Annotated in this window: 10 protein-coding genes, 1 tRNA gene and 1 riboswitch; of the genes, 7 read left to right on the top strand and 4 right to left on the bottom strand. The window is 65.1% G+C overall.

Features of this window, described 5'->3' with window-relative positions:
- Positions 1–58: 58 nt before the first annotated feature.
- A complete protein-coding gene (locus IEV87_RS22980; protein ID WP_188477995.1) occupies positions 59–1,753 on the bottom strand; it encodes a Hint domain-containing protein in 1,695 nt (564 codons plus the stop codon).
- Between the two features lie 236 nt (positions 1,754–1,989).
- Between IEV87_RS22980 and IEV87_RS12485 the strand changes: the two genes are divergently transcribed.
- The 4 genes from IEV87_RS12485 to IEV87_RS12470 all read left to right on the top strand — a co-directional run bounded on the left by IEV87_RS12485 (position 1,990) and on the right by IEV87_RS12470 (position 6,320).
- Entirely contained in the window at positions 1,990–2,502 is a 513-nt protein-coding gene (locus IEV87_RS12485) for a CoxG family protein (RefSeq protein ID WP_188477994.1), read from the top strand.
- Between the two features lie 43 nt (positions 2,503–2,545).
- Complete coding sequence (locus IEV87_RS12480) at positions 2,546–3,028, top strand: (2Fe-2S)-binding protein (RefSeq protein WP_188477993.1); 483 nt, start codon at positions 2,546–2,548, stop codon at positions 3,026–3,028.
- An 88-nt stretch (positions 3,029–3,116) separates the two neighbouring features.
- Positions 3,117–5,483 (top strand): xanthine dehydrogenase family protein molybdopterin-binding subunit, encoded by a 2,367-nt coding sequence (locus IEV87_RS12475; protein WP_188478433.1) that lies wholly within the window; start codon positions 3,117–3,119, stop codon positions 5,481–5,483.
- A 51-nt stretch (positions 5,484–5,534) separates the two neighbouring features.
- Positions 5,535–6,320 (top strand): FAD binding domain-containing protein, encoded by a 786-nt coding sequence (locus IEV87_RS12470; protein WP_188477992.1) that lies wholly within the window; start codon positions 5,535–5,537, stop codon positions 6,318–6,320.
- Between the two features lie 93 nt (positions 6,321–6,413).
- Here the strand turns inward: IEV87_RS12470 and IEV87_RS12465 are convergent, their stop codons facing one another.
- Together IEV87_RS12465 and IEV87_RS12460 are read right to left on the bottom strand one after the other, a co-directional pair.
- Positions 6,414–7,616, bottom strand: coding sequence for a winged helix-turn-helix domain-containing protein (locus IEV87_RS12465; protein ID WP_188477991.1), 1,203 nt, complete (start codon positions 7,614–7,616; stop codon positions 6,414–6,416).
- 3 nt (positions 7,617–7,619) lie between these two features.
- Positions 7,620–8,642 (bottom strand): LacI family DNA-binding transcriptional regulator, encoded by a 1,023-nt coding sequence (locus tag IEV87_RS12460; RefSeq protein ID WP_269902645.1) that lies wholly within the window; start codon positions 8,640–8,642, stop codon positions 7,620–7,622.
- A 169-nt stretch (positions 8,643–8,811) separates the two neighbouring features.
- Here IEV87_RS12460 and IEV87_RS12455 point away from each other — a divergent pair.
- A tRNA-Arg gene (locus IEV87_RS12455) sits at positions 8,812–8,888 on the top strand.
- Positions 8,889–8,909: 21 nt separating this feature from the next.
- On the opposite strand, the gene IEV87_RS12450 is transcribed toward IEV87_RS12455, so the two are convergent.
- On the bottom strand, positions 8,910–9,509 hold the full coding sequence (locus IEV87_RS12450) for a flavin reductase family protein (protein WP_188477990.1): 600 nt from the start codon (positions 9,507–9,509) through the stop codon (positions 8,910–8,912).
- Positions 9,510–9,778: 269 nt separating this feature from the next.
- A riboswitch (cobalamin riboswitch) is annotated at positions 9,779–9,825 on the top strand.
- A 216-nt stretch (positions 9,826–10,041) separates the two neighbouring features.
- Here IEV87_RS12450 and IEV87_RS12445 point away from each other — a divergent pair.
- Together IEV87_RS12445 and IEV87_RS12440 are read left to right on the top strand one after the other, a co-directional pair.
- Entirely contained in the window at positions 10,042–11,268 is a 1,227-nt protein-coding gene (locus tag IEV87_RS12445) for an aromatic ring-hydroxylating oxygenase subunit alpha (RefSeq protein WP_188477989.1), read from the top strand.
- Between the two features lie 2 nt (positions 11,269–11,270).
- Positions 11,271–12,347 (top strand): hybrid-cluster NAD(P)-dependent oxidoreductase, encoded by a 1,077-nt coding sequence (locus tag IEV87_RS12440; RefSeq protein ID WP_188477988.1) that lies wholly within the window; start codon positions 11,271–11,273, stop codon positions 12,345–12,347.
- The last annotated feature ends 131 nt before the right edge of the window (positions 12,348–12,478 follow it).

The raw sequence follows: 12,478 nt of genomic DNA, 5'->3' as shown, positions 1-12,478 counted from the left end.
GTTTCGACAACTGGAAAACGGGGCAGTGGCATAACGACGCCGGGCCGGCGCGGGTCTGTCAGTGCGGCCGGTCGTGTCCCGAGATATGTCTCACGGGCGGGCCGTACAGCAGCTCCGGCGGCACGTCACGCGTGACGAGCGTCAGCTGCGGGAAGATATTAAGCAGTTCTTCGCGGCATTCCCGCTTCAGGCCCGAAAGCGCCATCGGGCCGGGGTACATGCTTTCGGTCGCGATGCCCTCGGCAAAGACCAGTTCGTGCCGGTCGAACATCAGATGCACATAGGTGATCTTCTTGCGACCCTGCGCCGCGCGCACCCCGCGCCAGTTCTCCTTGAGCATCTGCGCCGCGCGGATCAGCCGCCCGCCTGTGCCGTCCAGAAAGGCGTGCTGGCGCGACACCAGCAGATCCCGCTGCGACCCGAGCACCCAGGACTTGATCGCCACCGGTCGCAGCCGTTCGTCCGCGTCCAGCCGCGCCTGCCCAAGCCGGGTCGTGCCGATCCAGCGCAGCGGCTGCGGACCGTTGTCGCGTGTCTCGACCAGGTCGCCCGGCTGCAGCGTCTCGATCCGTACCTCTCCGCCCGGAGTGCGGATCCGGGTCCCGGCAGTGAAGCAGGCGACACCGACGTTGTCGGTCCGGAAGGCCGACCGGTCGACGCCCTGAAACACCAACCCGCCTCCGGCGAACAGCGTGTTGTTGGAATAGTCGACCGTACCGGAGTTCGACTGGTTCAGGATCCCGTCGTCGTCGAAGTCCGCGCGCAGTTCGGCAAGGTTGTCGTAATATTCGTAAAGGTGAATGTAGTCGTTGTTCAGCAGGTTGCCGTCGCCAAGCGCGCCGGTGTTGCCGGTGTTGAAATCGGTGATCGTGTCGATCCCGTCCCCCGGCTGGTACTGGAAGACGTCGTTGCCGTCACCGCCGGTGAGGCTGTCGTTGCCGGTACCGCCCTGAAGCGTATCGTTGCCGGAATCCCCGTTGATCGTGTCATTGCCTGACCCGCCGGTGAGGCTGTCGTTGCCCGACCCGCCGAAAAGCTGGTCGTCCCCGCTCATACCGTGAATCGCGTCACCGCCCGACCCGCCATAGACGACGTCATGCCCGGCTCCGCCGTAGATCAGGTCGCTGCCGCCGTCGCCGCTGACGGTATCGTTGCCGCCATAGGCGTTTATCCAGTCGGCCCCGGTGGTGATCTGGTTGCCATTGGCGTCCGTGTAGCCAAGCGACATGGAGTCGCTGCCCGAGGTGCCCTCCGTCGGGCTTGCGAAATCGGCGGCATAGCGGCTTCCGGCCAGATCGCCGTTGTCGTCGCCCGTGTTGCTGTGGACGGAGGTCAGGATCAGCGACTCGATCGGCTTGGCCTCGAGCTGCGCCTGATCGGAGTTGTAGGACAGTTCCGGCACAAGGTAGCTGCGCCCCGCCGTATCCTGCAGCACGTAGGCGCGCACGTTGGCGGTGGTGCCGTCGATATAGGTCAGCGTGATGTTGTAGCGGGCTGCGCCGTCGAAGGACTGGATCGACCCGCCGTTGATCCGGAACGTGTCGTAGCCGCCGCCGTTGTCGAAGTCGTAGCTGCTGTTGTCGTCCTCGCTCAGATCGACGGCGGAAAGCGTCCGGATCTGGGAATAAAGCGGTGCCGCCGCGCTGCCATAGCTGCCCAGGATCGCGGAGGCGCTTTCTGCGATCTCGTTCCCTTGGGACGTGTCGATCTTGGAGAGCGTCCCCAGATATATGACTTCAAAGGTCGTCGGCACTTTATCTTGTGGATACTCCGCCTTTCGGCGATCCGCCTCCCGGTAAACTGGTACATTTTTCAAGGACCTGTATGCAGGCGAAATAAGGTATTTCTTAGGACAAGATTTGACTTCTGCATGCCCGCCTTTGCCAATTTGAATGACCTCGCCGGAAGGCCCGCAGAATTCCGCCATGCGGGTTTCCGTTTGCACCCGCGCCCCGACGCGCTAGGGTCGGAGCAAAGAGGAGGCCCGCCATGCAACTGACTGATTCCCGCGAGATCTCTGCGGACCGGGCCACCGTCTACGCCGCACTGCTGTCGCCCGAGGTGCTGAAAGCCTGCGTGCCGGGCTGCGAGGAACTCACCGGCTCTCCGGACGACGGGTTCGAGGCCACGGTGGTGCAGAAGGTCGGCCCCGTGAAGGCCACCTTCAAGGGCGCGGTCACTGTCTCCAATCTCAACGAACCGGAAAGCCTGACGCTGTCGGGCGAGGGCAAGGGCGGCGCGGCCGGTTTCGCCAAGGGCGGGGCCAATGTCCGGCTGGAAGAGATCGAGGGCGGCACCCGCCTGCATTACGAGGTCGAGGCAAAGGTCGGTGGAAAACTGGCCCAGCTTGGAAGCCGGATCATCGACGGTTTCGCCAAGAAAATGGCCGACCAGTTCTTCGAGAATTTCGAGAATGTCGTCGAGGGCAACGATGCCTCCGACGCACCAGATCAGGACGGCGACCAGCCGAAAAAAGGCTGGTTCAAACGCATCACGTCCTGAACGCAGCAAGCCGGAAAGACCGGCCAGCAACGGGAGGAAACAGATGAAAGTCACGATGACGGTCAATGGCAAGTCCATGTCCGGCGAGGTCGAGGGGCGCACGCTTCTCGTCACGTTCCTGCGCGAGGAGCTGGGCCTGACCGGCACCCATGTCGGCTGTGACACCAGTCAGTGCGGCGCCTGCACGGTCCATGTCGACGGCAAGCAGGTGAAGGCCTGCACCATGTTCGCCGCCGAGGCCGATGGCGCCACAGTCGGCACGATCGAGGGGCAGGCGAACAAGGACGGCTCGCTCAACGTGATTCAGCAGGCATTCCAGGATCACCACGGGCTCCAGTGCGGATTCTGCACACCCGGCATGGTAATGGCCGCCGCCTCGCTTCTCGAAGTGAACCCCAAGCCGAGCGAATCCGAAATCCGCGAGCATCTGCAGGGCAACATCTGCCGCTGCACCGGCTACCACAACATCGTGAAAGCCATCCTCGCGGCCTCCGGTCAGGAGGTCCCGGCGGTCGCCGCCGAATAAGACGACGGGACGCGGCAGGCGGGAGGGCCGGCCGCGGGCACTACCGTGGGGTGCACGGGAGAGCACCCGAACTAAGGGAGGAATGACCATGCCCAAGGACGGCATCGGCGCCAGCACCAAGCGGCGCGAAGACCTGCGTTTTCTGACCGGAACCGGTCGCTACACCGACGACATCAACCTTGCCAAACAGCTTCACGTCCACTTCCTGCGCGCCGACGTGGCCCATGCCACGCTGAACGCGGTCGATACGGACTCGGCCGCTGACATGCCCGGCGTGCACCGCATCTTCACCGCGAAGGATTTCGAAGGCGTCGGCGGTCTGCCCTGCGGCTGGCAGGTGACGGACAAACACGGCCAGCCCATGCAGGAACCCAAGCATCCGATCATGGCCGAGGGCAAGATCCGCCACGTGGGTGAGATCATCGCCGCCGTGGTCGCCGACAGCCTCGACGAGGCCCGCGACGCCGCCGAGGCGATTGTCGTGGACTACGACGAACTGCCCGCCGTCATCGACATGAAGAAGGCCTGCGAGCAGGGCGCGACCAAGGTCCATGACGACCTGACCTCGAATCTCTGCTACGACTGGGGCTTCGTGGAAGAGAACAAGGCGGCCGTCGAGGAGGCCTTCGCCAAGGCCGCCCATGTCACCACACTGGAACTGGTGAACAACCGCCTCGTCGCCAACCCGATGGAGCCGCGCGTGGCTGTTGGCGACTATACCGCCCACGACGGCATGTCGACGCTCTACACCACCTCGCAGAACCCGCATGTGATCCGCCTGCTCATGGGCGCCTTCGTGCTCGGCATCCCGGAACACAAGCTGCGCGTGGTGGCCCCGGATGTCGGCGGCGGCTTCGGCACCAAGATCTTCCATTACGCGGAGGAAGCCTTCTGCACCTTCGCTGCCAAACAGCTGAAACGCCCCGTGAAATGGACCTCCACCAGGTCGGAAGCCTTCATCTCGGATGCCCATGGCCGCGACCATGTGACGAAGATCGAACTGGCGCTTGATGCGGACAATAACTTCACCGCCGTGCGCACCGACACCTACGCCAACATGGGTGCCTACCTGTCGACTTTCGCGCCCTCGGTCCCGACTTGGCTGCATGGCACGCTGATGGCGGGCAACTACCGCACGCCTCTGGTCTACGTGAACGTGAAGGCTGTCTTCACCAACACCGTTCCCGTCGATGCCTATCGCGGCGCCGGCCGGCCCGAGGCGACCTTTCAGCTGGAACGCGTGATCGACAAGGCCGCGCGCGAACTTGGTGTCGATCCTGCCGAACTGCGCCGCCAGAACTTCATCACGACGGACATGTTCCCCTATGCCACCCCGGTGGCCGTCGAATACGACACCGGCAACTACCACGCCACGCTCGACAAGGCGCTGGAGCTGGCGGACGTGAAGGGCTTCGACGCCCGCGCCGCCGAGTCCAAGGCGAAGGGCAAACTGCGCGGCCTCGGGATTTCGAACTATATCGAAGCCTGCGGCATCGCGCCCTCCAACCTCGTTGGTCAGCTCGGTGCCCGCGCCGGGCTCTACGAATCCGCCACCGTGCGCGTCAACGCGACCGGCGGAATTGTCGTCATGACCGGATCGCACAGCCACGGACAGGGACACGAGACGACCTTCCCGCAGGTCATCGCCGACATGATCGGCATCTCCGCCGATCAGGTTGAGATTGTGCACGGCGACACTGCCAACACCCCCATGGGCATGGGCACCTACGGATCCCGCTCTATCGCGGTCGGTGGTTCGGCCATGGTGCGCGCGGCGGAGAAGGTCATCAACAAGGCCAAGAAGATCGCCGCCCATATCATGGAGGCCTCTGACAGCGATATTGAACTTAAAGATGGCAAGTTCACCGTCGCGGGCACCGACAAGTCGCTGAACTGGGGCGATGTGACTCTGGCCGCCTACGTCCCGCACAACTACCCGCTCGACCAGATTGAACCGGGGCTTGAGGAGACGGCCTTCTACGACCCGGCCAACTTCACTTATCCCTCCGGCACCTACATCTGCGAGGTCGAGGTGGATGAGGACACCGGCAAGGTCGACGTGCTTTCCTTCACCGCTGCGGACGATTTCGGCAACGTCATCAACCCGATGATCGTCGAAGGTCAGGTGCAGGGCGGCGTGGGGCAGGGGATCGGTCAGGCGCTGCTTGAGAACTGCTCCTACGACGCGGACGGCCAGCTCCTCTCCGCTTCCTACATGGATTACGCCATGCCCCGCGCGGCGGACCTGCCGATGATCACCGTGGACCACTCCTGCCAGACCCCCTGCACGCACAACCCGCTTGGCGTGAAGGGCTGCGGGGAGGCCGGGGCGATCGGCTCTCCGCCCGCGCTGGTAAACGCGGTGCTCGACGCGCTGAACCGGAATGGCCACGCGGTTGCGCATATCGACATGCCGCTCTCGCCGTCCCGCGTCTGGTCGGCCATGAACAAATGATCTACGCTGCCCCGCAACAGGGGCGGCGCTCCACCTCAGGGAGTTGATAAGATGTACAATTTCGAATTCGTGAAACCCGCGACGCTCGACGAGGCGCTGGCCGCGCTGAAGGACGAGGATGCCCAGCCCCTTTCCGGCGGCCAGACCCTGATCCCGACGCTGAAACAGCGCCTGAACCAGCCCGGTACGCTGGTCAGCCTGCTTGGCATCAAGGACCTCGTTGGCGTCTCCTCCGATGGAGGAACCCTCACGATCAAGGGCGCCACCAACCATGCCACGGTCGTAAAAGAGACCGCGTCGACCTTTCCCGGCCTGTCCGCTCTCGTGGCGAAGATCGGCGACCCGGCGGTCCGCAACCGCGGCACCATCGGTGGTTCGGTCGCCAACAACGACCCTTCCGCCTGCTATCCCGCCGCGATCATGGCCTGCCAGGGCACCGTGATGACCAATGCGCGCGAAATCCCGGCGGATGACTTCTTCCAGGGCATGTTCGCCACCGCACTGGAGGAGGGAGAGATCGTGACCGGCGTGAAATTCCCGATCCCCGCCGCCTCGAACTACCAGAAGTTCGAACAGCCCGCCTCCCGCTTCCCGCTGACCGGCGTGTTTGTCGCGAAATACGGCGACCGGGTCGGCGTCGGCGTGACGGGTGCCTCGAACAACGGCGTCTTCCGCTGGAAGGAAGCCGAGGAGGCGCTGGCGTCCAACTTCTCCGCCGATGCGATCAAAGGCCTGTCGGTGCCATCGGACGACATGATCTCCGATCTGCACGGTTCTGCCGAATACCGCGCGCATCTCGTAAAGGTGCTGACCGGCCGCGCCGTCGCCGCCTGCTGAAATAACTGAAACGGGGGGCGACGGCCCCCCTTTCATCTTGCCGGAAATATCCCGGGGAGCACGAGGGGCAGCGCCCCTCGTTCCGGCATCAGCCTACTGCACCCAGTCCGGCGCGATCCTGACCTCTGCGCAATCGACGAACCGCGCCATCCGGCCCAGCTCCGCCTCCAGTTTCGCCAGCCGCCCTTTCGACGCCCGCACCCCCGGTTCCAGCCACAGCTTGCTGACCTCCAGGACCCCGGCCTCCCGGTCCGATTTCATGTCGATCCGCCCGATCACGCTTTCGCCTTCGAGGATAGGAAAGACGTAGTACCCGTATTGGCGTTTCTCCGCAGGCACAAAGATTTCAATGCGATAGAAGAAGCCGAACAGCCTCTCCGCCCGGTTCCTGTCGCGCAGCGCCGGGTCGAAGGGCGACAATACCCGCACCCGCCCCGGGGCCTCCGGCAAGGCCGCCGCCTCCTCCGCCACACCCGGCCAGGCGACTGAACGGCGCGCCTTGCCGTCGTGGCCGATCACGTCGACCTCCTGCACCCGGCCCGTTGCTAGGGCCCGCGCCACCCAGTCCTTCGCCTCCGCCGGCGTGACATGTGCCCAGAAGGCCGCGATCTCTCCCGAGGTCGCGAAACCAAGCCGGTTCAGCGCCTCACGGCAGAACCATTCGACCGCCTCTTCAGGCTCTGGCCGCGCTTCGGCGCAGGGCAGGGGATAGCAGCGTTCCGGAAGATCATAGAATTTCTGAAATCCCTGACGCCCCGAAATGGCCAGCGATCCGGTCCGCCACAGGAACTCCAGCGCAGCCTTTGAAGGATGCCAGTTCCACCAGCCGCCCGACTGCCCGCGGTGCTCCTCCGCGATCAGGTCAGAGGACCGCACCGGCCCGTGATCGCCGACATGCGCCAGCACCCTGTCAAGCTCGTCCACATAGGCTTCACCCTGCCAGTTCTTCCATTTTTCCGTCAGGCTCGCCCGCGACCGTTCGAACGGCAGGTGCCAGTAGCGGTAGAACTCCGCCGGGATGATGGAGGCGTCGTGCGTCCAGTGCTCGAACAGCGCCCTGTCCTTCTCGATCAGCCGCGCCAGCGCCTTGGGGCGATAGGCGGGACGGCGGGCGAACAGGATCATGTGATGCGCCCGTTCGACCGTGCTGACCGAATCCACCTGGACGAAACCAAGTGCCCGGATGACAGACAGAAGGTCCTCCCCCTTGCCCGGCCCCGCCGGAGCTTCGCCAAGCAGATGCCGGTGCAGGAACAGCCGCCGCGCGGCGCGATTGTCCAGAACCGGGCGCGCCATGGCTCAGGGCGCGCGCAGCGTGTCGCCGGGGTTGATGACCGGCGTCAGTTCCACCTTGCCCGAAGGCGCGTCCTCGCCGTTCAGCCGGGCAAGGATGATTTCCGCCGCGCGCCGCCCGATCTCCTGCCGGCAGCTGTCCATGGTGGCCAGCTTGCTTGGCAGCCCGTGCAGAAGCTGAACGTCGTTGAACCCCGCCATGCCGACCGCGCCGGGCACGTCATACCCCTGTTCGCGCATCCAGAGCAGCCCCCCGGCTCCGATCATATCGTTGGAATAATACAGGAAATCCAGTTCCGGAGACCGCGCCATCATCGCCGCCGTCATCTCCCGCCCCTTCCCGAGGGCAGAGCCGTTCGTATAGAATTCCTGGTCCTCGATCTCCACGCCGCCCTTGGCCAGCGCCTCGGTGAATCCCTCGAACCGCTTGCGCGCGCGGTGGTCCAGGCCAAGCCGCGTGCCCATGTAGCCGATCCGCCGATAACCCGCGGCAAGGATCGCCTTCGCCATCTCCCGGCCCGCGCGGCGGTGCGATATCCCGACGGCGGAATCAACCGGCGTTCCGTCCGTATCCATGATCTCGATCACCGGGATCCCGGCTGCCGCCAGCATCGCGCGCGACGCATCCGAATGCTCCAGCCCCGCGATGATGACGCCGGAGGGCCGCCAGGAGAGCATCTCGTAAAGGACCTTCTCCTCCTTTTCCGGCAGGTAGTCCGTGACGCCCACGACCGGCTGAAGCTCCGTTTCCTCCAGCACGCGGCTGATCCCGGTCATCACCTCCGGAAACACCATGTTGGACATCGAAGGGATGATGACCGCGACGAGGTTGACCCTTTGGCTCGCCAGTGCGCCGGCGATCTTGTTCGGCACGTAGCCAAGCTGGCGCGCGGCCTCCAGTACCTTCTGTCGGGTCGTTGGGGACACGTCGCCCCGGTTGCGCAGCACCCGGCTGACAGTCATTTCCGAAACGCCTGACGCTTCGGATACATCGCGGAGCGTCAGCGGACGGCGGTCGGATGGGGGCACGAAAATTGTCCTGTAGATTGGACTTGAACGATAACCCGCAGCGCCGGACCGATCAAGCGTGAAGGCCGGCACACCCGGTGCGCCACCTTTGGGGGGCGGCGAATTTGTCATCCCCGGGGCGGATGCGGGCATGACAATCCCGCCCCGGTCCGCTAAGAGGTCCGCGGCCGACCCCGTGGCTCAACTGGATAGAGCAGCCCCCTCCTAAGGGGCAGGTTACAGGTTCGAATCCTGTCGGGGTCACCACTTCCCCGTGGGGCAGTCCTCTCAGTCGTCCGGTCGCGCCAGTTCCCAGAGCGAATCCGTCGTCGCGTAGTCCCGGTAGCCCAGTCTCGCCAGCGGCGCGGCGGCGGCGGTGTCGAAGCGCCCTTCGCGGATATATTCGTCGCGGATGTGGGTCCGGACGACCTCTCCAATCACGAGGAAACGGTTCAGCGCCCTGCCGTGCCGGTCCTTCAGCGGCTCTACCGAAACGGTCACGCATTCCAGCGCCGCCGGGCTCTCCGCCACGAAAGGGGTGCGGATTTCGACCGGCGTGCCTTCGGTCAGTCCGGCGAGGGCGAATTCGTTGGCCCCGTCCGGATGTGCGCCCGAGGAGACGTTCATCGCGTGGCTTAACGGCTCCGTCGCGAGAGAGAAGGTGAATTCCCCCTGCGCCTGCGCATTGGCGGGCGAATGCTTCATCCCCTCGCTGGTAAAGCCGATCATGTGCGGATTGTTCCCGAGCGGCATGAAAAACGAATAAGGGGCGAGGTTCGGGATCCCCTCGGCATTCAAGGTGCCGATCCAGCCGATCGGGCGCGGCGCGACGATGGCTTTGAACGGATCGTGCGGCAGGATGGCGGGGCGGTCGGAGCCGTAATGCATGGCGGGCCTTTCATGTCGTTCCGGGCGGGCAGCGCCCTTTACCGACCTTCCGGGAAAGCCGCGCCGGGATCAATGCCGCGCAGGGTGGCCCGCCACCGCCCAAAATTCCGGCACGCCCTCGCGGGAATCGACGGCGCCTGCCCGTCCGCCGGGCACAGTTTTGCCGCGCTTGTCTCTTTCAATTTCTGCTGCGTCGCAAATCGCGCATCCTGGGTCCGGACGCATCGCTATCACCGGCCCAGGCAAGGCAGGGCTTCGGCGCTGCTTTCCGGGAAGCCGGTGCGAACCCGGCGCTGCCCCCGCAACGGTAGGACCGTCCGCGCAGCACCCCGCCGGGAGGAGGAGCCCCGCCGGACAAGGTGCCGCCCCCGCAAGGGAAGACGGCCAAGCCCGCGCCCCGGAACCGCCATGACGTCGATCCGCGGGTGGCGGACGGATCCCGACACGGGCCCGCGGTGCTTCGCCCCGCCGCGTGCCCCGGAGATCCGGCTATCCCGCACTTGTTCACCAACGGGCGTCAGGAGGTCAGTCGATGACCGCACTCACCCAGCTTCTCGCGCGGCGGACCCCCGGCCATGCGCTCCAGCAGCCGTTCTACACCGACCCCGACATTTTTGCCGCGGACATGGAGACGATCTTCTACCGCGACTGGCTGTTCGCCATTCCCGCCTGCGAACTGGTCAAGACCGGGTCCTACGTGACCTACGACGTCGGCAGCTATTCGGTCATCATCGTCAAGGGGGCGGACGGGGTGATCCGCGCCTTCCACAACTCCTGCCGCCACCGTGGCTCGGTCATCTGTTCCGCCGCGAAGGGCACGGTGCCGAAACTGGTCTGTCCCTATCACCAGTGGACCTACGAACTGGACGGCCGCCTGCTCTGGGCGCGCGACATGGGGCCGGAGTTCGACCCGACGAAACACGGGCTCAAGCCGGTGCACTGCCGCGAGGTCGCCGGTCTCGTCTACATCTGCCTCGCCGCCGAGGCGCCGGATTTCGACGCCTTCGCATCGCTGGTCACGCCCTACCTGGAAATCCACGACCTCGCCAATGCCAAGGTCGCCTTCCAGTCCTCGATCATCGAGAAGGGCAACTGGAAACTGGTCTGGGAAAACAATCGCGAGTGCTATCACTGCGCGGGCAACCACCCCTCGCTCTGCCGCACTTATCCCGAAGACCCGACGATCTCCGGCGTTGCCGCCGACGGCAATTTCCCCCCGAAGGTCGAGGCGCATTTCCAGCGCAACGAAGCCGCCGGCGCGCCCTCGCGCTTCGTGCTGGACGACGGCGGGCAGTTCCGCATCGCCCGGATGCCGCTGCTTGACGGTGCGGAAAGCTACACCATGGACGGCAAGCTGGCGGTGAAGAAAAAGCTGGGGCGCGTGCCTTTCAACGACTCCGGCACGCTGCTGATGTTCAACTACCCGACCACCTGGAACCACTTCCTGCCGGATCATTCGCTGACCTTCCGCGTCACCCCGGTCGGCCCGCAGGAAACCCGCGTGACAACCACCTGGCTGGTCCACAAGGACGCGGTGGAAGGCGTGGATTACGACCTCAAGCGCCTGACCGAGGTCTGGGAGCATACCAACGATGAGGACCGAATCGTCGTGGAGAACAACCAGAAGGGCATAAATTCGCCCGCCTACCAGCCCGGCCCCTATTCCAAGACCCACGAGGACGGCGTGATACAGTTCGTCGACTGGTACTGCCGGACGATGGCGGAACGCACCGACCCGAAAGCCATGGCGGCGGAGTGAGCATGAAAGACCTGATCCCATCCCCCTCCGGCCCCGTCTGGGACGGTACGCAGGACCTCGTCTGCGTGACTGTCGTGCCCGAGAACCACAACACGGCCTCCTTCACCTTCCGGTCTGCGGACGGGGCGCTGTTCGACTACCTGCCGGGCCAGTTCATCACGCTGGAAATCCCGGTTGAGGGCGGGCCGGTGCATCGCACCTACACGCTCTCCTCGTCCCCCTCGCGGCCCCGCTCGATCACCGTGACGGCCAAGGCGCAGGCGGATTCGGTCGGCACCAGATGGATGATGGAGAACCTCAAGCCCGGCGTGCGCCTCCGCGCCTTCCCGCCAGCGGGGCTGTTCACCCACTTCAATCACCCTGCCGAGAAATACCTGTTCATCTCCGCCGGGTCCGGCATCACGCCCGTCATGTCGATGACCACCTTCATGTGGGATCTCGGCGACGCGCCCGACATCGTCTTCATCAACTGCGCCCGCCGCCCGTCGGAGATCATCTTCAAGGACCGGCTGGAACACATGGCCGCCCGGGTCCCCGGCATCCACCTGAAATGGGTGGTCGAGGGGCCGGAACCCTACAAGCCCTGGACCGGGTTCGAGGGGCAGTTCAACCAGCTGATGCTGGGCCTGATGGCGCCCGACTACCTTGAGCGGGAGGTCTTCTGCTGCGGCCCCGAACCCTTCATGACCGCCGTGCGCGAGGCGCTGGCGGGGCTGGGTTTCGACATGGAGCGTTACCATCAGGAAAGCTTCCAGGCGCCGGTGGAAAAGGCCTCCGACCTGCCGGAACTCGACGACGTGATCCCGGACGACGACACCAAGGCCGAGGTGGTCTTCGCGTCGTCGGGCGTCACCGCCAAGGTGCGGGAGACCGACACGATCCTCGCCGCGGCCCGCGCCAACGGGCTGAACATCCCCTCGGGCTGCACCTTCGGAGTCTGCGGCACCTGCAAGACGCGCAAGCTGTCGGGCGAGGTGCACATGGTGCACAACGGCGGCATTTCCGACGACGACATCGAGGACGGCTGGATCCTCGCCTGCTGCTCGCACCCGATCGGCAAGGTCGAGGTCGAGGTCTGATCCCGACCGTCGGCAGGGGAGGGCGCTGCCCTCCCCCGGCGCTCACGCGCCTCCCCCTCCCGGGATATTTGCGAAACCAAAGAGAAAGGGACAGTGACGCCCGCCGGGCTCCCTCTCGTCTACGGGAATGG

Source organism: Primorskyibacter flagellatus (assembly GCF_014638275.1).
Classification (GTDB): Bacteria; Pseudomonadota; Alphaproteobacteria; order Rhodobacterales; family Rhodobacteraceae; genus Pseudooceanicola; species Pseudooceanicola flagellatus_A.
This window is presented reverse-complemented; position numbering and strand designations above follow the sequence as displayed.

Excerpts from the sequence above, each read along its gene's own strand:
- IEV87_RS12440 (WP_188477988.1), top strand. The coding sequence starts at position 11,271 with ATGAAAGACCTGATCCCATCCCCCTCCGGCCCCGTCTGGGACGGTACG.
- IEV87_RS12445 (WP_188477989.1), top strand. The coding sequence starts at position 10,042 with ATGACCGCACTCACCCAGCTTCTCGCGCGGCGGACCCCCGGCCATGCG.
- IEV87_RS12470 (WP_188477992.1), top strand. The coding sequence starts at position 5,535 with ATGTACAATTTCGAATTCGTGAAACCCGCGACGCTCGACGAGGCGCTG.
- IEV87_RS12475 (WP_188478433.1), top strand. The coding sequence starts at position 3,117 with ATGCCCAAGGACGGCATCGGCGCCAGCACCAAGCGGCGCGAAGACCTG.
- IEV87_RS12485 (WP_188477994.1), top strand. The coding sequence starts at position 1,990 with ATGCAACTGACTGATTCCCGCGAGATCTCTGCGGACCGGGCCACCGTC.
- IEV87_RS12450 (WP_188477990.1), bottom strand. The coding sequence starts at position 9,509 with ATGCATTACGGCTCCGACCGCCCCGCCATCCTGCCGCACGATCCGTTC.
- IEV87_RS12480 (WP_188477993.1), top strand. The coding sequence starts at position 2,546 with ATGAAAGTCACGATGACGGTCAATGGCAAGTCCATGTCCGGCGAGGTC.
- IEV87_RS12465 (WP_188477991.1), bottom strand. The coding sequence starts at position 7,616 with ATGGCGCGCCCGGTTCTGGACAATCGCGCCGCGCGGCGGCTGTTCCTG.